The organism is Pseudomonas sp. GM18 (assembly GCF_000282195.1).
In the GTDB taxonomy this organism is placed as follows: domain Bacteria; phylum Pseudomonadota; class Gammaproteobacteria; order Pseudomonadales; family Pseudomonadaceae; genus Aquipseudomonas.
The window spans coordinates 1-20,308 of sequence record NZ_AKJT01000053.1 but is presented as its reverse complement, the minus strand read 5'-3'; the positions used below and the strand labels follow the sequence as shown (position 1 = coordinate 20,308).

General features: G+C 58.7%; 12 protein-coding genes and 2 pseudogenes. 5 read left to right on the top strand and 9 right to left on the bottom strand.

Going from position 1 to position 20,308, the window contains the following annotated elements:
• The 3 genes from PMI21_RS12365 to PMI21_RS12375 form a co-directional block, all read left to right on the top strand.
• Positions 1-7,623, top strand: a 7,623-nt coding sequence (locus PMI21_RS12365; RefSeq protein WP_007939116.1) for a DUF637 domain-containing protein, incomplete at its 5' end; no start/stop codon positions are given.
• 842 nt (positions 7,624-8,465) lie between these two features.
• Positions 8,466-8,885 carry a hypothetical protein gene (locus PMI21_RS12370; RefSeq protein ID WP_007939115.1) on the top strand — a complete coding sequence of 140 codons (420 nt, stop codon included), beginning with the start codon at positions 8,466-8,468 and terminating at the stop codon, positions 8,883-8,885.
• 63 nt (positions 8,886-8,948) lie between these two features.
• Positions 8,949-9,362 carry a hypothetical protein gene (locus PMI21_RS12375; protein ID WP_007939114.1) on the top strand — a complete coding sequence of 138 codons (414 nt, stop codon included), beginning with the start codon at positions 8,949-8,951 and terminating at the stop codon, positions 9,360-9,362.
• Between the two features lie 172 nt (positions 9,363-9,534).
• Here PMI21_RS12375 and PMI21_RS30205 read toward each other — a convergent pair whose 3' ends face one another.
• From PMI21_RS30205 to PMI21_RS12385, 3 genes and pseudogenes are all read right to left on the bottom strand, one after another.
• A complete protein-coding gene (locus PMI21_RS30205) occupies positions 9,535-10,302 on the bottom strand; it encodes a methyl-accepting chemotaxis protein (protein ID WP_443200767.1) in 768 nt (255 codons plus the stop codon).
• Between the two features lie 87 nt (positions 10,303-10,389).
• Positions 10,390-11,475, bottom strand: a pseudogene (locus tag PMI21_RS30200) (cache domain-containing protein); the annotation flags it as partial.
• Between the two features lie 238 nt (positions 11,476-11,713).
• The gene (locus PMI21_RS12385; RefSeq protein ID WP_007939112.1) at positions 11,714-11,998 is read right to left on the bottom strand and encodes a hypothetical protein; all 285 of its coding nucleotides are present in this window, start codon (positions 11,996-11,998) and stop codon (positions 11,714-11,716) included.
• Positions 11,999-12,503: 505 nt separating this feature from the next.
• On the opposite strand from PMI21_RS12385, the gene PMI21_RS12390 reads away from it, so the two are divergent.
• Positions 12,504-12,926, top strand: coding sequence for an HD domain-containing protein (locus PMI21_RS12390; RefSeq protein ID WP_007939111.1), 423 nt, complete (start codon positions 12,504-12,506; stop codon positions 12,924-12,926).
• 184 nt (positions 12,927-13,110) lie between these two features.
• On the opposite strand, the gene PMI21_RS12395 is transcribed toward PMI21_RS12390, so the two are convergent.
• Entirely contained in the window at positions 13,111-13,632 is a 522-nt protein-coding gene (locus PMI21_RS12395) for a hypothetical protein (protein ID WP_007939110.1), read from the bottom strand.
• A 188-nt stretch (positions 13,633-13,820) separates the two neighbouring features.
• Positions 13,821-14,777, bottom strand: a pseudogene (locus PMI21_RS12400) (purine-cytosine permease family protein); the annotation flags it as partial.
• Between the two features lie 280 nt (positions 14,778-15,057).
• On the opposite strand from PMI21_RS12400, the gene PMI21_RS12405 reads away from it, so the two are divergent.
• Positions 15,058-15,969: a LysR family transcriptional regulator gene (locus tag PMI21_RS12405; protein WP_007939108.1), complete on the top strand. Its 912-nt coding sequence runs from the start codon at positions 15,058-15,060 to the stop codon at positions 15,967-15,969.
• 15 nt (positions 15,970-15,984) lie between these two features.
• Here the strand turns inward: PMI21_RS12405 and argE are convergent, their stop codons facing one another.
• From argE to PMI21_RS12425, 4 genes are all read right to left on the bottom strand, one after another.
• Complete coding sequence (gene argE, locus PMI21_RS12410) at positions 15,985-17,136, bottom strand: acetylornithine deacetylase (protein ID WP_007939107.1); 1,152 nt, start codon at positions 17,134-17,136, stop codon at positions 15,985-15,987.
• The gene (locus PMI21_RS12415) at positions 17,133-17,810 is read right to left on the bottom strand and encodes a DUF1028 domain-containing protein (protein WP_007939106.1); all 678 of its coding nucleotides are present in this window, start codon (positions 17,808-17,810) and stop codon (positions 17,133-17,135) included. Before PMI21_RS12415 ends, argE begins: the two co-directional genes overlap by 4 nt.
• Before the next feature lie 149 nt (positions 17,811-17,959).
• Positions 17,960-18,376, bottom strand: coding sequence for a RidA family protein (locus PMI21_RS12420; protein WP_007939105.1), 417 nt, complete (start codon positions 18,374-18,376; stop codon positions 17,960-17,962).
• Between the two features lie 24 nt (positions 18,377-18,400).
• Positions 18,401-19,711, bottom strand: coding sequence for a flavin-containing monooxygenase (locus tag PMI21_RS12425; RefSeq protein ID WP_033064040.1), 1,311 nt, complete (start codon positions 19,709-19,711; stop codon positions 18,401-18,403).
• Between the last annotated feature and the right edge of the window lie 597 nt (positions 19,712-20,308).

The window sequence follows — 20,308 nt, the reverse complement described above, 5'->3', positions numbered from 1 at the left end:
GGTGTGCTGACCAACAACGGCATCATCGAGGCCGGGGTCAACGCCGACACCAGCCGCAATGCCAGCGGCGATGTGAACCTGAGTGCGCAGAACCTCAACAACATCGGCAAGAGCGTGGTGGCCAGCCGCGACCTGACGGTCAATACCGCGCAGACATTGAATAACCAGGGCGGCACGTTGAGCGCCGCGCAAACCGCCAACATCACCGTCGGGACCCTGGACAACCAGAACAACGGTCGGGTGCTGAGCAACGGCAATCTCAATCTCACGGCCAATCAGGTGCTCAACGGCAACGGTCTGATTACCAGTACCGGTAATCTCAACGCCACCCTCGGTCACCTGAACAACCGCACTGGCGAACTCTCGAGCCTGGCCACCGCGACGCTGCGCATGGCCACTCTGGATAACGTGGCAGGGCTGGTGAACGCCGGTCAGGCCTTGAGCATCACCGCCACGGGGGCGGTGAACAACCAGGGCGGCAAACTGACCAGCTTCGACGCCCTGAGCCTCAATGCCGAGGCGGTCGATAACAGCAGCAAGGGCCGAATCGCCAGCAACAAGGCCCTGACGGTCAGTGTCAGCAGCCTCGACCAACACGATGGCGGGCAACTCACCAGTGGTGAGTCGCTGACCCTGGACCTGAATCACGGCGAGCTGAACAACCAGAACGGCGGCTCGTTGCTCGGCAGCGCCATTGCAATCAACTTCAACGGCGCCATGGGCGACCTGAACAACGCTAACGGCCTGATCACCACCACCGGTCAACTGAGCATCCGCAACCTGCGGGACTTGAACAACCGTAGCGGTGAACTCTCCAGCAGCCAAAGCTACACGCTGACGGGCCGCAACCTGGACAACAGCGACGGCAAACTCATCAGCCGTCAGCAACTGGACCTTACCGCCGATGCCACCACTAACCTCAATGGTCTGATTTCCGGCTGGCAAAGCCTGAGCCTTCTGGGCGGCAGCCTCGACAACCGCAATCAGGGCACCTTGTCGAGCCGCGACGGTGACGTGCTGGTGGATCTCACCGGCGCTGTGCGTAACAGCAACGCCGGCGCTCTGGTCAGTAACGGCACGTTGAAGGTCACGGCGGCCAGCCTCGACAATAGCGACAACGGCATTCTTTCCAGTGCCGGTGCGCAAACCTTCGTCATTGCCGGAACACTGAATAACGCCCAGGGCGGTTTGATCGACAGCGGCGCCGCTCTGGATATCCAGGCCCAAACCCTCAGCAACACCAACGCAACCATCAACGCCCAGCATGACATCCGCTTCACCGGCACCGATCTGAACAACAGTGCTGGCACCTTGGCCGGCAAGGGGGCAATCACTCTCGATTTGCTTGGCACCCTGACCAATACCAACGGCAAACTGGCGAGCAACGGCCCGCTGGTGATACAGCGTGCGCAGCAGATCGACAACCAGGGCGGCCAGCTTGCAAGCCAGGGTTTGCTGAGCCTGTTGACCGGTGGCCTCGATAATCGCAATGGCGGCACTGTCGCGGCCAATGATTGGTTGACGCTCACGGCCAGTAGCGTCGTACAGAACAGCGCCAACGGTCAGATCTTCAGCAGCGACGCCGGCCTGACGCTCAACGCCGCCAGCCTCGACAATGCCAAGGGCACCCTGCAAAGCCAGGGCGATCTGACGGTGAAAACCAGCGGCGCCATCGATAACCAGAGCGGGCGTATCGTCGCCAAGAGAGGCAACCTCGACATCACGGCCGCCAGCCTCGACAGCCGTGGCGGTGTGCTCTCCAGCCTGCAAGGCGCCTTCAGCAGCCAGATCACCGGCGTACTGCGTAACGGCTATGACCTGAACAACAACCGTCAGGGCGGGATCATTCAGGCCCAGAGCCTGAACCTCAAGGCACTGGCCGGTATCGACAACTATGGCGGGCGAATCACCGCGCAAACCGGTGACGCCATCGTCGACACCGGCACCAATGGCAACTTCGACAACCGCAATGGCGGCCTCTATGCCAAGGGGCGGGTCAGCGTCACGGCTAAAGACTTCGACAACAGTGGCGACAACGACGGGCAGATCGGCGGGCAACAGATCGACCTGAGCCTGCGGGGCGCATTGAACAATCGCCTGGGCATCATCGAAAGTGAAAGCACGCTGAGCATCACTGCCGCCAGCCTCGACAACCAGACCGGCCAACTGCGCGCATTGGGCAGCAATGGCAAAACCGCCTTCGCCATTGGCGGTGTATTCGACAACCGCAACGGGACCGTTGAAAGCGCTAACAGTGACCTGAGCCTTGGCGCTGGAGGATTGCTCAACGTCGGCGGCAACGTGCTGCACGTCGGTACCGGTATTTTCGATATCGCGATTGGTCAACTGGGCAGCGCCGGCGGCAACTTCGTCACCCGTGGCGGCCTTACCCTCACCGCCGACAGCTGGACCAACAGCAGCGTGATTCAAGCGGCGCGGTTGAGCGTCAACGTCGGCTCGTTTACCCAAACGGCTAGCGGGCAGTTACTGGCGTCCACGGCGTTCAGCGGTACAGGCGGCACCTGGCAGAACGACGGGTTGATCGCCAGCGATGGCACCTTCGACCTGGGCTTGTCCGGTGCCTATAACGGCGCCGGCCGGACCACCAGCCTGGGGGCGTTGAAACTTGCAGCCAACCAGCTGAACCTCGGCGCAGCGGGCAGCATTGCCGGTGGCGCGCGCACCGAGTTCGCTATCGGTGGAGCACTGAGCAGCGCAGGGCGAATTACCTCGGCGGCTGATTTGCTGATCAACGCGAACAGCATCGTCAACCAGGGTACCCTGGGCGCTGCGCAGCAGGTCGAGCTGAATACTCCGTCTCTGATGAATGACGGCGGGTTGCTGTTCAGCGGCGCCGATATGAGCCTGGCAGTGACCCGCTTCACCAACCAGGCGGGTGATCTGTACGGCTTGGGTGATGTGCTGATCAAGGGCTTCAACGGTGCGGCGCAGGCCAGCCAAGTGGCCAACCTGTCTGGTTCGATGGAAAGTGGCGGGACTTTCACCCTCAATGCCGGTGACTTTCAGAACCGTACCCTGGGCGATGATGGCACCCAGAACTTTGCGGTAGGGCGCAAGCTGGTGTCTGGCTACATTGCTGTCCACTGCCTGGACTGCGATGGTCCGAACTTTCAGGTGGACTACGTCGCCCGCGAGTTCTTCGACGCTGGCCAGGATGCGGACACTACGCCTTCCGCATTGCTGAGCGCAGGCCGAGACCTGATATTCAACGGTGGCACCTTCCTCAACAGTAAAAGCACGGTAACGGCTGCGGGCAACATCGCCATTCATGCCGACACCCTCAAAAACGTGGGGGCAGTGGGAGGGTCCGTCGAGCGCACGCGTATTTACGAGACGCCATGGCGCGCCAACCATTACATCTACGATTACCTGCCGCAGGTGGTCGCTTACAACCAGCGCAACAACCCTATTTTCCCGAACGTCATGTATGTGGATTCCAGCGGTGAATTCCGGGTCGGGATACCGGTCGTGGGCAGTGTCTGGGATGGCGACGGCAATGCTTCCGGTGTGGTCAACGTCAAAGACGCGCTTACCGGCGCGCTGGTGAGCTACGGTCGTTGGCCGATTACGCAAACAGGGTACGACCCCCAAAACATACCCAACTCGCAATATGACCCGAACAATCTGGTGCAAGTCCCCACCAGCCTTCAACAATACACCCTGATCAGCGACACCGAAGTGGCCATCGACGGCACCTCTGCCGCCGCTGGTCGCAACGCCGTGATCCAGGCCGGTGGCAAGGTCACCATCACTGCCACCCAAGACCTGCAAAACAGCGTCATCCACGAAGACTACGTCACCAACGGTGGTGCCAACAAAGTCGCCAACACTCAGGCCAGCGGCACGGGTAATACCGTCGCGTTGCACCTGAACGCCCAACTGCCGCCCGACCTCGCGCAGCAGCAAGTCAACCCGCTCACCTTGCCCGGCTTCAGCCTGCCGGTGGGCCAGAACGGCTTGTTCCGCCTGAGCAGCCAGGGCGGCACCGGCACCTCGACGACTGTGCCGCAGGATTGGGCCCTGGGCAGCGAGGTGGCCGCCACCTCGTCCCTGACCCGCGTCCAGGGCGTGCCCAGCAACGCCGGAAAATCCCAACCGCACAAATACCTGATCGAAACCAACCCGGTACTCACCAACCTCAAGCAGTTCATGAGTTCGGATTACCTGCTGAGCAACCTCGGCTACAACCCAGACACCAGCGCCAAACGCCTGGGCGACGGCCTCTACGAACAGCGCCTGATCCAGCAAGCGGTCGTCGCTCGCACCGGCCAGCGCTACATCGACGGCCAGACCACCGACGAAGGCCTGTTCAAGTACCTGATGAACAACGCCATCGCCAGCAAGAACGCGCTCAATCTGTCGGTGGGTGTCAGCCTGACCTCGCAACAAGTCGCGGCCCTGACCCACGACATCGTCTGGCTCGAAGAGCACGAAGTGAATGGCGAAAAAGTGCTGGTGCCGGTGCTCTATCTGGCCCAGGCCGAAGGCCGCCTCGGCCCGACCGGTGCGCTGATTGCCGGCAACGACGTGACGCTGATCGCCGGTCAGAACCTCGACAACGTCGGCACGCTACGCGCCACCAATAACCTGTCGGCGACGGCGGGCAAGGACTTGGTCAGCAGCGGTCTGATTCAGGCGGGTAATCGCCTGGATGTGCTGGCGGGTAATGACGTTGTCAACAAGTCGGGCGGCATTCTTGCGGGGCGGGATGTAAGCGTGACGGCGACCAGAGGTGATGTGCTCAACGAGCGGACCGTCACCGCGATGGACAGCAACACCCGTTTTGGCAACAAGCACATCGACTACGCCGACAGCGCCGCGCGCATCGAAGCGGCCAACGACCTCACCGTGAAGGCCGGTCAAGACATCAACGTTATTGGCGGTGTGCTGCAAAGCGGCCGTGACATGAATCTGAATGCCGGACGAGACCTCAACGTGTCCTCGGCGCAGGTCACCAATAGTGTGTTCCGCGACAGCAAGCACAACAGCAGCGACATCACTCAGTTGGGGGCCAGCGTCAGCGCTGGCCGTGATCTGACGGCCCAGGCGGGCCGCGATATCAGCGTGATCGCCAGCCAGATCGATGCCAAGCGCGACATCGCCATGACGGCGGTCGACAACCTGACCATCAGCTCGGCAGCGGATGAAGAGCACTCCCTGTCCAAGAGCAAAAAACTCACGGTTCAGGAAGATCACGTCAGCCAGGTCATGTCGGGTGTCACGGCGGGCGGCAACGTGAAGTTGGATGCCGGTAAGGATCTCGCGGTTATCTCCAGCCGCATTACCGCAGGCGATGAGGCTTACCTGGTGGCGGGTGACAACCTCGATATTCTTGCGGCGCAAGACAGCGACTACTCGCTGTATGACATGAAGAAAAAGGGCTCCTTCGGCGCGAAGAAAACCAAACGCGATGAAGTTACCGATGTGAAAAACATCGGCAGTGAAATCACCACAGGCGGCAACTTGACGCTGATCAGCGAGGGCGATCAGCGGTATCAGGTGGCGAAGCTGGAGAGTGGCAAGGACATCACGCTGGACAGTGGTGGGGCGATTGTTTTTGAAGGGGTGAAGGACCTTCATCAGGAGAGCCATGAGAAGAGCAGCAGCGATCTCGCCTGGACCAGTGCCAAAGGTAAGGGCAATACCGACGAGACTTTGCGTCAAAGCCAACTGGTGGCTCAAGGCAATTTGGTAATCAAGGCAGTCAATGGCCTGAAGATCGATGTTAAACAGATCGACCAGAAGACGGTCAGCCAGACCATTGATGCAATGGTGCAGGCAGATCCGCAACTGGCGTGGCTGAAAGACGCCGAGATGCGTGGGGATGTGGATTGGCGGCTGATCAAGGAAACTCACGAGTCGTTCAAATACAGCAGTTCGAGCCTCGGTCAGGGCGCGATGTTGGCGATCATTATTATTGTCACTGTGCTGACGGCGGGGGCAGCCAGTACTGCGGTGGCTTCTGCTAGTACAGCGATGGGAGCCACCGCCGGCGGAACCATGGCAGCCGCTTCTGCAGCCACCGCCGCAACAGCCACTGCTGCTGCCACCTCGGCTACTGCGGCGGGGCTGGGCAATGTGATCGCGACTGGTGTGTTGACCTCCATGGCCAGCACCACGGCAGTCAGTGCAATCAACAACAAAGGTAACCTTGGGAATACCTTCAAGGATGTCATTTCGTCCGAGAACCTCAAAGGGTATGTGATCGCAGGTGCCTTGGCAGGTATTGCTTCGCAGTTTGGCTTTAACCCAACTGAATTGAGTTTTGATGTGGCCAGCGCTAAAGCCGTGGCGATTAAAGTCGCTGCTGACGCGGTGGCCAAGACGGCAATCATGGGCGGTAGCCTGACAAACAACTTGGTCGAAGCGACTTTGGGGGCCGGGATCAGTATTGCCGGAGCAATCGGGGCCAACAAAATTGGCGATGTAACCCTGTTTGAAAACGGCAAGTTGACGAAAGTCGCAATGCATGCCGCGTTGGGTGGCCTGATGGCTGAAGCCATGGGGGGGGACTTCCGTACGGGGGCTCTGGCTGCGGGGGCAAATGAAGCGATTGTGGACTTCCTGGCTGACAAGTTGTTGCCGGTAGGAGTCGACAGAAATAGCCTCGAGTATCAACAAGGGGTCAGTAAGTTGCTGGCGGCGTCTCAACTGATCGGCGTGTTGACGGCGGCCGTTACGGGGGGCGATGCGTCATCCGCTGCTGCAGTGACGGCAAACGCAACGCAGTACAACAACCTCGACCACCCTTCTGCTGAACGGCTACTCAAAGAGCTTCAGGGTTGTCGGGCCACTGAGGGCTGCACTGCGCAGAACATTCGCGAGATTGTTGCGAAATACGAAGATTTGTCCACCAAGCGTTCGATGGCTATCAATGCCTGTGATAGCAGAGCTTGTGTAGAGTCGATCCAGAAAAGTGCTGTGTCACTGGAAGCACCGGCGGCTAAGGATTTGATGGACTTCCTGCGACGTAATATTTCCTACGATATGGCCGGGCTCCTCACTGGGAATCCGGGGCTAATTGCCGTTCCATCGCAGGGTGTTGATGGTTGGGGAGCGCTGTTTACTTCGGATAAGCAAATGGCTTTCGCGAAGAACCTCAAGGAGGGCTGGCTGACGCCGAGCGAGTTGGCAGGGGTCGATCAGTGGGTGAAAGAGACCAGTTGGCTTGATCAGCAGGCTGGACGGCAGTTGTCCCTGGGTGAGCGGGCAACGTTGTTGACTGAGCTGAAGATCACCCTGGGTATGGCAATCCTGGGTAAAAGTCCGGTAGGTGCAGCTAGCAGTGGTGCAAAAGGCGTTGGAAGCGGAGCGAAGTTTGCCGACCAAGCCAAGCTTGATGACCACTTTGCACGTCATGGCAGTGACTTTGGCGCGAAAAATACGCTTGAGTACCAAGCACAAGCTGATAAATTCTTAACAGCCTCGAAGCCCGCGGGCGTACTTGAAAAAGCAAGACCTAATGGAGATATCGTACGTTACAACCCTGGCACCGATGAATTTGGCGTCGTATCCAGTGGGGGAAGTATTCGCACGTACTACAAGCCTGATCCTGCAGTGCATGGTAAGGGCTCAAATTTGGACTATTTCAATGCCCAATAGTAATCAAACATATATTTGTCCGGTATGCGGATATCCTGATCTTAATGAGCCGGCGTATGACAGTTTTGGCTGTGCCTCGTACAATATTTGCCCATGCTGCGGGACGGAGTTTGGGTATGATGACTCGACAGCCGCTCATTCCGATTTACGCAGAAAGTGGATTTCTGAGGGGATGCAGTGGTGGAGTAAGCATCAACTCAAACCTAATGATTGGGACCCGGTCAGGCAGCTAAAAAATAATTAAATGCTTTATTTGTTGGTGCAAAAGGCTCGACTAGCATCAATTCTGTTCCTCGCAACGCAAATGATCTCGTTGGAGGTCCGCTTGAAAACGCTACTCAGATTAGCGGCCGCTTTAAGCTAGATGGTGGCCAGGAAGATAAAAGGGGACGGATTTATTTGTTTGGCTCGTGCGGTGTGTCTAGTCCTGAAATAGGTGTAAACCTATTTCAGGACTAGACACACCGCGGTGCTAAGACCCGGCAGACCAGGAGGTCTCCCACGCACAACCTCCATGAAAATGAAGCACAGGCAAGTTGCCTGGCCGCATTGTGCCGGGCGTGGACTTAGCTCGCTAGGGCAACCCTATCGCCAAATTCGTTCAGCGACAGACCCACTCTAGGTACCGATCTCCACCGCCGCAATCAACCTGTAGGACGCAAAACCATCCCCTTGCCACGAGTGGTGATTTCCTACGACGTTTTCAGATCTCGAAATCCAGCGCCCATTCCTGCCCCGGAACTTTCCTCAAAAACGATGTCAATTTGATGGCGTGTCGCGACGCTCATTTGAACGGATCAACCAGTGCCAGGCTGTTTCCTGGCAAGCCAAGGAAGTGTGAGATGAAACTGATTCTTGCGATGTTGTTGATGTTCAGCGGTTACGCGTTTGCCGGTTGCGGCAGCATCAGTGACCCTGATCAACGGGCCTATTGCGAAGGTACGAACGGCGGTACCTGCGGGAGGATCAGCAATATGGATCTGCGTGCGTCCTGCGAATCGCAGAGGAGCGGCGGTAGTTGCGGCACCATCAACGATATGGATATGCGCGCTTATTGCGAAGCGAGAGCCCGGGGCGGCAGTTGCGGGACGATCAACAATATGGATATGCGCGCGGCATGCGATGCGGAGACGCACGGCGGTACTTGCGGGACCATCAATGACATGGACCAGCGCGCGCTGTGCGAGGCCAAAAAGGGCGGTAGCTGCGGAAGTATCAACAACATGGATTTGCGCAATCAGTGCGAAGCGATGAAGCGATGATTTGTGTGTGATTCGGATCAACCAGTGCCAGGCTGTTTCCCGGCAAGCCCAAGGAAGTGTTAGATGAAACTGATTCTTGCGATGTTGTTGATGTTCAGCGGTTACACGTACGCCAGTTGCTCCAGTATTCATGATTCTGATCAGCGCAACTATTGCCAGGCCATACAGGAAGGAAGTACCTGCTCGGCCGTCAGAGACAGCGATATGCGTGCAGCCTGCGAGGCTGAGAAGGGGAGTACTTGCGCCAGTATCCGTGACAGCGACCAGCGTGCTTATTGCGAGGCCAAGAAGGGCAGCACTTGTTCGAGCATCCGCGATTCGGATTTGCGCGCTACGTGCGAGGCTGAGAAAGGCAGTACTTGCGCCAGCATCCGTGACAGCGACCAGCGCGCGTTTTGTGAGGCGAAGAAGGGCAGCACCTGCGCGAGCACCCGTGATTCGGATCTGCGTAGCCAGTGCGAAGCCACGAAGCGTTGATTGATCGTCTTCTCCAGAACGTAGAAAGGGACACCAGACGGTGTCCCTTTCTTGTGGGCGCCTTGAAAAAAGGTGACAGATCTATTTGATAAACAGACCTGTCACCTTTTCTTCCATTATCGAGCTCAAGCGCATCAGGGCACTTGGCCGACGGAATACGCATGGGTGACCGTTACGACTTGAAACGCCCCACCAGCCCGTTCAGTTCATTCGAGAGGTGCGACAGCCGGCCTGAGTCTTCTTGCGCAGAGTTGGCCAGGCTTTCGACCAGTCGTGCCTCGTCGTAGATCTGCTGGATATGTCGATTGATCTCTTCGGCCACACTGTGCTGTTCTTCCGCCGCCGCCGATATCTGCAGGTTCTGATCCCGGATTTCATTGACCGACAACTGGATGCCTTCAAAGCTGTCACGTGCGTTCTCGATCGAGGACACACTGGCACGGGACAGGTCCAGGCAGCTTTCCATCTTCTGCGAAACTTCCTGGGTCTTGCTGCCGAGCGTGTTGAGCAACTGGTCGATTTCCCCGGTGGAGTCAGACGTGCGCTTGGCCAGGGCCCGGACCTCATCCGCGACCACGGCAAAACCCCGGCCCTGGTCACCCGCCCTGGCAGCCTCGATCGCCGCGTTCAACGCCAGCAGATTGGTCTGCTCGGCGATGGCGCGGATGGTACCCAGAATCTGGTTGATGCTGCGGCTGCCTTCTTCCAGCTCGACCATGGCCTGGGAAGACTCGGTCAAGCGACGACCCAGACGGTTGACGTTCTGGGTGGTCAATTCGATTTGCTGTTTGCCTTCGGCCACACGGTGGTGTCCGTTCTCGGCGGAGTCGGCTGCGGTGCTGCACGACCGGGCCACTTCGTTGGCGGTAGCGACCATCTCGTTGAATGCCGTGGACACCAACTCCACCGCTTCACGCTGACGACCGGCCGCCTGGTTCATGTTGTTGGCCACCTCGCTGTTGACGCGCGAGGCATCCTGCAGGTTGGTCGATGCTGCGCCGATGCGTTGTATCAACTGGCGTATCGCGGCGAGAAACTTGTTGAACCAGCCGGCCAGCTCTGCGGTTTCGTCCTTGCCCTGCACCTCGAGATCGCGGCGCAGATCGCCTTCGCCCTCGGCAATTGATTGCAACCCGGTGCTGACCTGGCCGATAGGCTTGACGATCACCCTGGCGAACGCCGCAGCGAGCAGCGCAAAGAACAGCACCAGCACGACCACGATAACCGCCGTCAGGTAGGTCATGCGAGTGGCCGCGGCCATGACTTCGTTGTACTCGATCAAACCGACGTAGCGCCAACCAAGGCCCGGCGATGTCCAGATATTGGCCATGTACCTGACCCCGTTGATTTGCACCTCGGTGGAACCCTGCGCGGTGGCAGCCAGTTTGGCGTAGGGCTCGCCCAGGTCCTTGAGCTGCTTGAAGCTGTGCCCGGCGTCGCGCGGGTCGACCAGCACGGTGCCGTCCTCGATCAGCATCACGTAGCCGCTTTCGCCGAGCTTGATGCTTTTGACCAGTTCGGTGAGGTTTTTCAGCGAAACGCTCACGACTAATACACCCTTGGCGTTGCCAGTGTCATCGAGCAATGCCCTGGCGCTGCCGACCAGCGCCACAGCGTCCTTGTCATAGTAGTAAGCGGGGGTTCGTACCGTTTTGCCGGGGTTGGCCATGGCGGCTTTGTACCAGGGGCGCGAACGCGGGTCGTAGTTCGACAACTGCGGGTCGTCCGGCCATTTGGCGTAGCTGCCATCTTCCAGACCGATGGAAAGGATGGCGGCGGCCGGGTGCATCGCGCCATAACGGGCGAACGCATCAATGACATGCCGGGCGGTCGCTGGCAGTGGCTGGCTGGCGGCATCGGCGGCCTGATAGTGTTTTAGGCCTGCGACTGATGTGTATACAGGGTCAGTGGCCATTTGATCGACATTTTGCTGTGTACCGTCGAAAAACTGCCGCATATTGCCGTCAATCTGGCGTATTTCACGGGTGCTGCCATCGAGAAACTGATCAACCGCCTGAGTCCGTATATTCAGCACCGATATCACCGCCACCAGGCTCACCGGAATGAAGGCGACCAATACAAAGGCAAGGACGAGCTTGTTTTTTATTTTCATTATGACGATCACCATCCGAGGAAGTGCGGTGCAAATAGCCGGATCACACGGATGAGTGGCGATTTGCTGTTTAGTCTTTTTCGGCTGGTTTGGTGGAATCTTTACGGTTTGTTCGTGCACAAAAAAAGTAAAAAATGTTCTCAATCTGAGCGCTAGGCAAGAGGCTTCTATTTTCGTGCTTCAGCTTTGGTGAGCTGATTTCTGGATCAGCTCACCAAGATGCTGGTCGGGCAGACGCTTACGGCGCATCAAACCCACGCTGCTCAATCACCCGAAACACATCGCTCACATCCTGAACCATGATCCGCGCGATATTGGTGACGGTGTTGATGTCGTGTTCGGCGTAGTCGGGGAGGCTGGTGCAGGCCATGAGGTTCAGGTATTTGAGGACAGCGTTTAGGCGTTCGCTGAGGCAGTTGTGGAGTTCGTGCAGTGGGACGTCGGCGTCGATGAGGAGGACGGGGTGGTCGGTGGCGAAATGGGACATGGGGGTGTAGTGGCGGAGCGGGTTTTGAGTCGTCATGGTGTTAATCCTAATAAAAGTAGAATTGCCACCGTTCTGCTGCGAAACAAAATGGGTGGCAGCTATGCGCGGGTTCGCAGACCGGAGGATTAACACCAAGACCCGGCAGACCCGAAGGTCTCCCACGCACAACCGCCATAAAACGATACGCAGCCGGGAGTCGGCCGTGCCTGACGGAACAAGGTGTCAATCTTAAGGGCTGCGAAACCCTATCGCCAACCGATGTCAGCGACAGACCTACTCTAGGCAGTGATTTTGATAGTCGCAACCGGGGTGTAGGACGCACGGATGGCCATTTCGGCGAGGGGCGCTTCTCCGTTCTGTGGCGCAAACGCAGTAAAACCAGGTGTTGCGGTGTGTCTGAGGAAACGGGCTAGCCGGGCTGGGGCCGCTTCTCAGTCCAGCGGGAGCAAGCTCCCTCGCCACAACGGGCAGATTCCTACATATTTTGCAGACTTCAAAATCCTGGCCGCGACGTTACGGCATTTAACCCGAGGAGAATCCCATGAGTCAGACACTGGAACGCGCCATTGCCATCGCCGCCGCGGCGCATGAGGGGCAGGTGGACAAGGGCGGGGCGCCTTACATCCTGCATCCGCTGAAGGTCATGCTGCGGGTGAACACGCTGGAAGAGCGCATCGTCGCGGTGCTGCATGACGTGGTCGAGGACTGCGGCATCAGCGTCGACGATCTGCGCGAGGAAGGCTTCAGCGAAGCAGTGCTGACGGCGATTGCGTCGGTGACCAAGGTGCCGGGCGAGTCCTACGAGGCGTTCGTCGAGCGCGCGGCGCAGAACCCGATCGGGCGGGTGGTGAAGCTGGCGGATCTGGAAGAGAACAGCGACTTGTCGCGGATTGCGCAGCCGTCCTGGGAGGATCTGGAGCGCGTTGAGAAGTATCGGCGGGCGATGGGGGTGTTGCGTTCGTAGCCCATCAATCCGTGCACTGTTTGTTACTCGAGTACCTGTGAAAACAATTCTGTGTTTGTTGATGTCGCCGGGGTTGGCGCCGGGTTACGGAAGAGTGCCGATCCCAATGTGTGGAGCCGTCACAAAAGTCCACGATTTTTCCATTCAACGGTTTTTGAAATCGTGGTCTGTCCCAGTGTTCACTCTATTTAACGAGCCTGAGGCAAGTCAAACCTGTCTTGTAGTGCAGCTGTTGAATGGGTTCGACGCTCTCCTGAGTCCCGATTTTTTTGACTACGTTAATTCCGCAGTGATTTTGGTCGTAGTTGAAGATGGGCAGGATGCCTGGCTTGGACTCACTCCAGGAACCCGACTTCACGGTGTAAATAGCCCCTGCTTGAGGTGTGAAGGAAAAAGGTATCCGACATATAGTCCCTGCGACGACATGCTCGTACGTCAATACCAGCTCTTTGCCCACTGCAACCTGTGATTCGATAAAGTCATCGGCCAGGTAGTTCAGTGACGTGGCCCCCCCGTAGCAACCCTTTTCATTGAAGGTCACGGCGTCCAGGCTGGTACCACGTGTGTATTTAAGGCGAACCGTCGCCGAGGGTTCATCCGGTTGGGGAAAGACGTACGGCTTGCCCTGAAAAAATGAAGTGCAACCACTGAGCATCACTGCTCCAGCCAGTAGCGCGTGCAGACCTAACTTGTTATTCCCGTACATCAACCGATTCCTTGATTCCTGCGACTGCACTGAGAAAACCTCAGAGGCCGAACGTTTTTGAATGATGGCTTTATGATACTGGATATTGTGAAGGTCCAGTCAGCAGGGCAAAAAACGGACAGCGTTTGAACAGAACAAAAAGCCCGCATCAGTGTGCGGGCTTTTGTATTTGAAAGGTGCGCTATCCCTTACGCAGTGCTTGCCAGTCTCCCACCCGCCAACCGACGCTTATACGCACTGTCCCGACTCGCCAGCCACCAGTACAACGGTGAAGTCACCAACAACCCCACCACCCAGGACAAATCCGCCCCATTGATGTGCGCCGAGATCGGCCCGACATACAACGGCGTGTTCATAAACGGAATCTGCACCGCGATACCAATCGCATACGCCAACAACGCCTGCGGGTTGTACCGGCCATAAATCCCGCCATCGACCTGGAAGATCGAATCAATGTCGTACTGACCTTTGTGAATGGCGTAGAAGTCGATCAGGTTGATCGCGGTCCAGGGCACCAGCACCACGAGCAACACCAACACCATGTCGACGAAGTGGCCGATGAAGTCGGCTGAGGCGCCGACGGCGGCGAAGCAGCAGGCGGCGAGGACGATGACCGAGAGGATGGCGCGGCTCTTGGCGGTGGGGATCCAGCGGTAGGCGAAGGTTTGTACCAGGGTGATCAGCGACAGCACGAGCATCAAGGGGCCGATGGAGCCGGTTGCGAGTTTGACCGCGTCCATGGTGTCCATGCCGACGGGCGTGGCGAGTACCGCGACGGCGCCGAAGATGAACGACAGGCTGGAGCCGAGTGCCGAGCCGAGGTAGGTGGTCCAGAACGTTGCGGCGACGGGCACGTCTTCCGGCAGATAGCGCGAGTAGTCGGACACGTAGGGGGCGAAGGCGATTTGCCAGAGCGCGGCCAACGATACGGTGGCCAGCACGCCTGCGATGTTGAAGCTGCCGCGGGTGAGGAAGTCGGCGGTCTGCACGTGGGTGAGGATGTAGCCGAAGCCCAGCACGATGCCGATGCCCAGCACCCAGGTGCCGATGCGGTTGAGCACGTGGATGAAGCGGTAGCCGATGATGCCGATGATGCCCGAACCGAGCGCGCCGATGACGATGCCCACCGGCACCGGCACGCTGTCGGCTGCGGTGACCATGGTGAACTCCAAGGCAAGGATGAGTACGTGGACGTACTTCGGTGAGCGCCGCGCGAGCGACGCTTTTCTTGTTGGAGCGATGATGTGCAATGCGTCGGGATAGATAAATTAGTAAGTTTGTTGCTTCAAACCTTAAAAAATATATGCCCGGGGTTTGGGTGTGTCGGGTATGTTCAGCCTTGATCGCGGGTCGCCTTGGATCCTCTGTAGGAGCTGCCGAAGGCTGCGATCTTTTGATTTTGATGTGTTGTGTCTGGAGGTCCCCATGGCCGCTTACAACCTGCGACAGCTCAAGTATTTCGTCACCACCGCAGACTGCGGCAGTGTGGCGGAGGCTTCGCGCAAGCTTTATATCGCGCAGCCCTCAGTGTCGACGGCGATCAAGCACCTTGAAGAAAGTTTTGGCGTGCAGCTGTTTATCCGGCATCACGCCCAGGGTGTTTCGCTGACGCCGAGCGGGTCGCGGTTTTATCGCAAGGCGCTGGAGCTGCTGCGGGTCGCACATGAGTTTGAGCAGAACGCGCTGGCGGACAACGACGTGGTGGCGGGGCAGATCGATATTGGCTGTTTTGAAACGGTGGCGCCGTTGTACCTGCCGCGTTTGATCGCCGGTTTCAAGGATCGCTGGCCGGGGGTGGAGATTCGGATTCGCGATGGCGAGCAGCAGGAGTTGGTGCAGGCTCTGACCGCCGGCAGCATCGACCTGGCGATGCTGTTCGAACACGATTTGGACAGCACGATTGAGACAGTACCGCTGATGCCGCCGCAGCAGCCCTACGCCTTGTTGCCGGCGGATCACCGCTTCGCGCAACAGGCGAAAGTGTCGCTGAATGACCTGGTGCTGGAGCCGATGATATTGCTGGATGTGGTGCCGAGCCGGACCTACTTCGTGAGCATTTTTGAAGAGCGCGGGCTGACGCCGCACATCGTGTTCAGCTCGCCTTCGATCGAGATGGTGCGGGGTATGGTCGGGCGTGGTTTTGGCTTTTCGATTTTGGTCACCAAGCCGTTTTCCGAGTACACCTATGACGGGCAGAAAGTCGTGTGCATACCACTGGCCGAAACCGTGACCGGTTCGGGTTTGTCGGCGGCGTGGTTGAGAAGGTCGCAGCTGACCAAACCGGTGCAGCTGTTCGTTGATTACTGCCAGGAAGAACTGGCCCGACTGTATACCTGAGCGTCGGGCCAATCATCAGCGGATGATCGATAACAGCATCCGTTGCAGCATTTCGTCGCAGCCGTTCAATTGATCGAGGCTGACAAACTCGTCCGGCTTATGACCCTGATCCATGCTGCCCGGACCGCACACCACTGTCGCAATACCCGCCGCGTCAAACAGACCGCCCTCGGTGCCGAAGGCCACCGTACCGAACTCCCGAGAACCGGAAAATGCCGCGATCAGCTCAGCGGCTTCGCTGTACGCATCGGTCGCCAAGCCGGGATAGGCCGATAACTCACTGAAGCGGATTTCACTCTGGTCACTCACGGCACGCATGCGCGGCAACACTTGCTGCTCGGCGTAGGTCTGCAGTTCCTGCGCAACCTCGCTTGGATCGTGTGAGGGCAGGGCGCGGATTTCAAAGTCGAAGCGGCAATCGGCGGGGACGATGTTCAAGGCCTTGCCACCGGAAATTACGCCGGTTTGCACGGTGCTGAACGGCGGATCGAATCGGGCGTCGTGATGCTCCGGTGCCTTGAGCCTGTGGCCAATCCGCCCGAGTTCACCGATCAGTTCGGCGGCGTATTCAATCGCATTGACCCCGAGTGGGGCATACGCCGAATGGCAGGCTTCACCGTGAATGTCGCAACGCATCGCCAGTTTGCCCTTGTGGCCGAGCACCGGTTTGAGTTCAGTAGGCTCGCCAATGATGCAGAGCATCGGTTTGACCGGGCGCTGTGCGAGCACTTTCAGCAGCGAGCGGACCCCGAGACAGCCGACTTCCTCATCGTAGGACAGCGCGATGTGCACCGGCAGTCGCAGCGAGGCCTTTACCAGTGACGGCACCAGGGCGAGTACGCAGGCGATGTAGCCTTTCATGTCCGCGGTACCGCGGCCGTACAGTTTGCCGTCGCGCTCGGTGAGCTGGAACGGCGTAACCGTCCACGGCTGGCCGTCGACGGGGACCACATCGGTGTGCCCCGACAACACGATGCCCGGCTGATCCGCCGGGCCGATGGTGGCGAACAGATTGGCCTTGCTGCGCTCGTCGTTGTAGATCAGTTCGCAAGGCACATCGAAGCTGGCGAGGTAGTCACGAACGAACTCGATGAGCTGCAGGTTTGATTCGCGGCTGGTGGTGTCGAACGCCACCAAGGCTTCAAGCAAATCGCGGCTGCTGCTCATCGGTCGTCTCCGGCGACACCGTAGCCAGGGGACTTGTCGGGGACGAGGGCGCGGTCGATGTAGTCCTTGACCTGTGGGCGATAGGCGTCCCACAGCTTTTGCAATTGCGTGATCGGATCGTGATCAGCCCAATCGACCCGCAGGTTGATGATCGGCCAGGTCAGTTCGCCGACCACCACCATCGCTGCCGAATGCACCGGCCCGGCTTCACCACCCGCCGCGATGGCGGCGTTCATTGCAGCGAGCAAGCGGTCGGCCAGTTGACCCTCGCCATGTTCGTAAGCCTCGACCATGGCCTCGATCACGGCTCGGTCTGCGAGCATGTTGCCGGCGGCCACGCATTGCTCGCCCGACATGGCATTGTGGTTGCCCAGGGTTTCTGAACCGCTGAAATGCGCGGTGCGACCGAGGTGGTCAATCGCTGTGATTTGTCGGTATTGGCTGTAGCCGTTGCGGGTCAACACCTGATCCAGCGCCTCGGCGGGTGCGAGGCCTTGTTCCATGAGGGCGAGGGTTTCCGGGCCGAGGGACGGCAGGGTGATGTTTTGTGTGGAGACCGCGCCGACACCGGGCAATAGCCAGGGGCAGCGGGCGCCGACGGCGATGCTTGAGGAACTGATGGCGATGCCGAACTGACCGGTTTCGGGGCAACGGGCGGCGATGGAGAAGGTCATGGTTTTGCTCCTTGGTTAGCCTTGGCAAAGTTGTTGTCTGTGCGGCCGCCTTCGCGAGCAAGCTTCGCTCCTACAGTTGATCGCTGTTTGACCCTGATCATCCGTAGGAGCGAAGCTTGCTCGCGAAGGCCGCGACTCGGTCTACCTGCTTACTCAGGAATCACCGCAATCACATCAATCTCCATCAACCACTGCGGCTGCCCCAGTGCCGACACCACCAACCCGGTCGAAATCGGAAACACCCCTTTGAGCCACTTGCCCACTTCCTGATAAACCGGCTCGCGGTAACGCGGGTCGATCAGGTAGGTGGTGGTTTTGACGATGTGGCTGAGGTCGCTGCCAGCTTCTTCCAGCAACTGTTTGACGTTGCGCATGGCTTGCTCGGTTTGCGCACGCGGGTCACCGAGGCCTACCAGGTTGCCTTCGAAATCGGTGCCGACCTGGCCGCGAACATAAACGGTGTTGCCGGCCCGTACGGCCTGGCACAGGTCATTGTCCAGGCTCTGGTTCGGGTAGGTTTCCTTGGTGTTGAACATGCGAATACGGGTATGGGGTGGCGTGGACATCTGAGGCTCCTGAAGAAATATTCGTTAAGCGCTGACGGTGGTTTTATGCGCGACGGGGGCGGTTTCAGCTTCGCGTTGCAGGGCATCGCGGTAGTTGAGGTATGAGCGCTGAATGGCGATGTGATCAGCCACGTACTTGGCGTCATGCCAAACACCCCAGATGAACGAAGAGCCGCGACGCGACTGCCACGGCAGGCCGAGGAAATACACCCCAGGCTCGCTCGACACCCCGCGTTGATGCTGCGGCTTGCCGTTGTCGTCGAAAGCGTCGACCTTCAGCCAGCTGTAATCCGTGGCAAAACCGGTGGCCCAGATGATCGACGTCACGCCAGCCTTGGCCAGGTCGAGCTCAAGAATTGGGTGGGTCACGCAGTCCGGATCCGGGAAGGTATGCCGCGCCTCAGGTTCTTCCGGCAGGTCCAGGCCATTGCGCTCGATGTAGGCGTCGGCGGCATTGAGCAGCGCCAGATAGTTCTCATCGCCGCGCGCCAGGTTATCGGCAAGGTTGGGCTGGAACGTCGCCACGCTGCCATTGAACGATTGGGTCAGACCCACCAGCGTCATCCCGCGATGGGCCAGCCCGCGGAAGTCCACCGTACGGCCGCCATGGGCACCGCTCACCGCGATGGTCACGTGTTCCCGACCGGGTTTCATCGCAGCCTGATCCCACTCGCCGAGCACGCCCAACCACCAGCAGAAATCACGGTTGCGATAGGCGCGAGGAGGGCGATCGTGGGCACCCACCGAGAGGTAAACCTGCTTTCCGGCACTCTGTAATTCATCGGCGATCTGCACCCCGGACGAACCGGCGCCCACCACCAGCACAGCGCCCTCTGGCAGTTGCTGCGGGTTGCGGTATTCGGCGGAGTGGATCTGGGTGAATGGCTGATCTTTCGGCGCGATCGGCGGAATAACCGGACGCTGGAAAGGCCCGGTGGCGGCCACCACACGATTGGCCTCGATCACGCCTTCGGAGGTTTCAATGGTGAAGCCTGGACGACCGACATTGCGTTCGACTTTCTTCACGTCCACGCCGGTGCGGATGGGGGCGTTGAACTTCTTTGCGTAGGCCTCGAAATAGTCGGCCACCCGCTCTTTCGGGGCAAAGCCGTCGGGGCTGAGATCGTCGAACTCAAGGCCCGGAAACCGATCGTGCCAGGCCGGGCCGTTGGCCACCAGCGAATCCCAACGACCGCTGCGCCAGCGCTCGGCGATACGGTTACGCTCCAGTACCAGGTGAGGCACACCGAGTTTGCTCAGGTGTTCACTCATGGCCACGCCAGCCTGACCGGCGCCCACAATCAGCGTATCTATTTTTGTTTTTTCAGTGGTCATCTCTATACCCATCGAAGTTGGAATCAGGTCGGTTGTGGCCTGCCATTTCTTGGGTCAAGACTAGGGATCACCCCTGGATCGGTAAAATATTATAAAGCTGGCATTTGAATACAAATTACCGATGTAGCGCCTGCAAAGATCGCAGCCTGCGAGATTTTGGCGGTGTTGGAGGCGGCATGGAAGTCCGTCCTGCGGCGTTAGTATTTTTCCATTTACCCATCATTCCCTTTGAAAATAATCAGTCTAAAAACCCCGACCCAGGCTTCGAATGGTTTGCTATTCTGAGGTTGTAGGTGAAGACGCAGACTGATGCGCAAAGGGATAGCGAGGAGGCGTGGGGCGCGCTCCCAAGGGTACACGGTTAGAAAGATCTCCGCGCTGAGATCCAGCCCTTATGCCGTGTGAGGCAGAACAGCCTAAAGCTAAAAATCCTGTTCTGTGAGAGGCCCGATAAACCTTGTAAGCCAGAGACCAGCGCTGGCCACCTACATCGATTTCCAAAGCCCGCCTTGTGCGGGCTTTTTCGTGTTCGCTGTAGCAGCTGTCGAGCTTGCGAGGCTGCGTTCGGCTGCGCAGCAGTCGTGAATCCGGCTGACG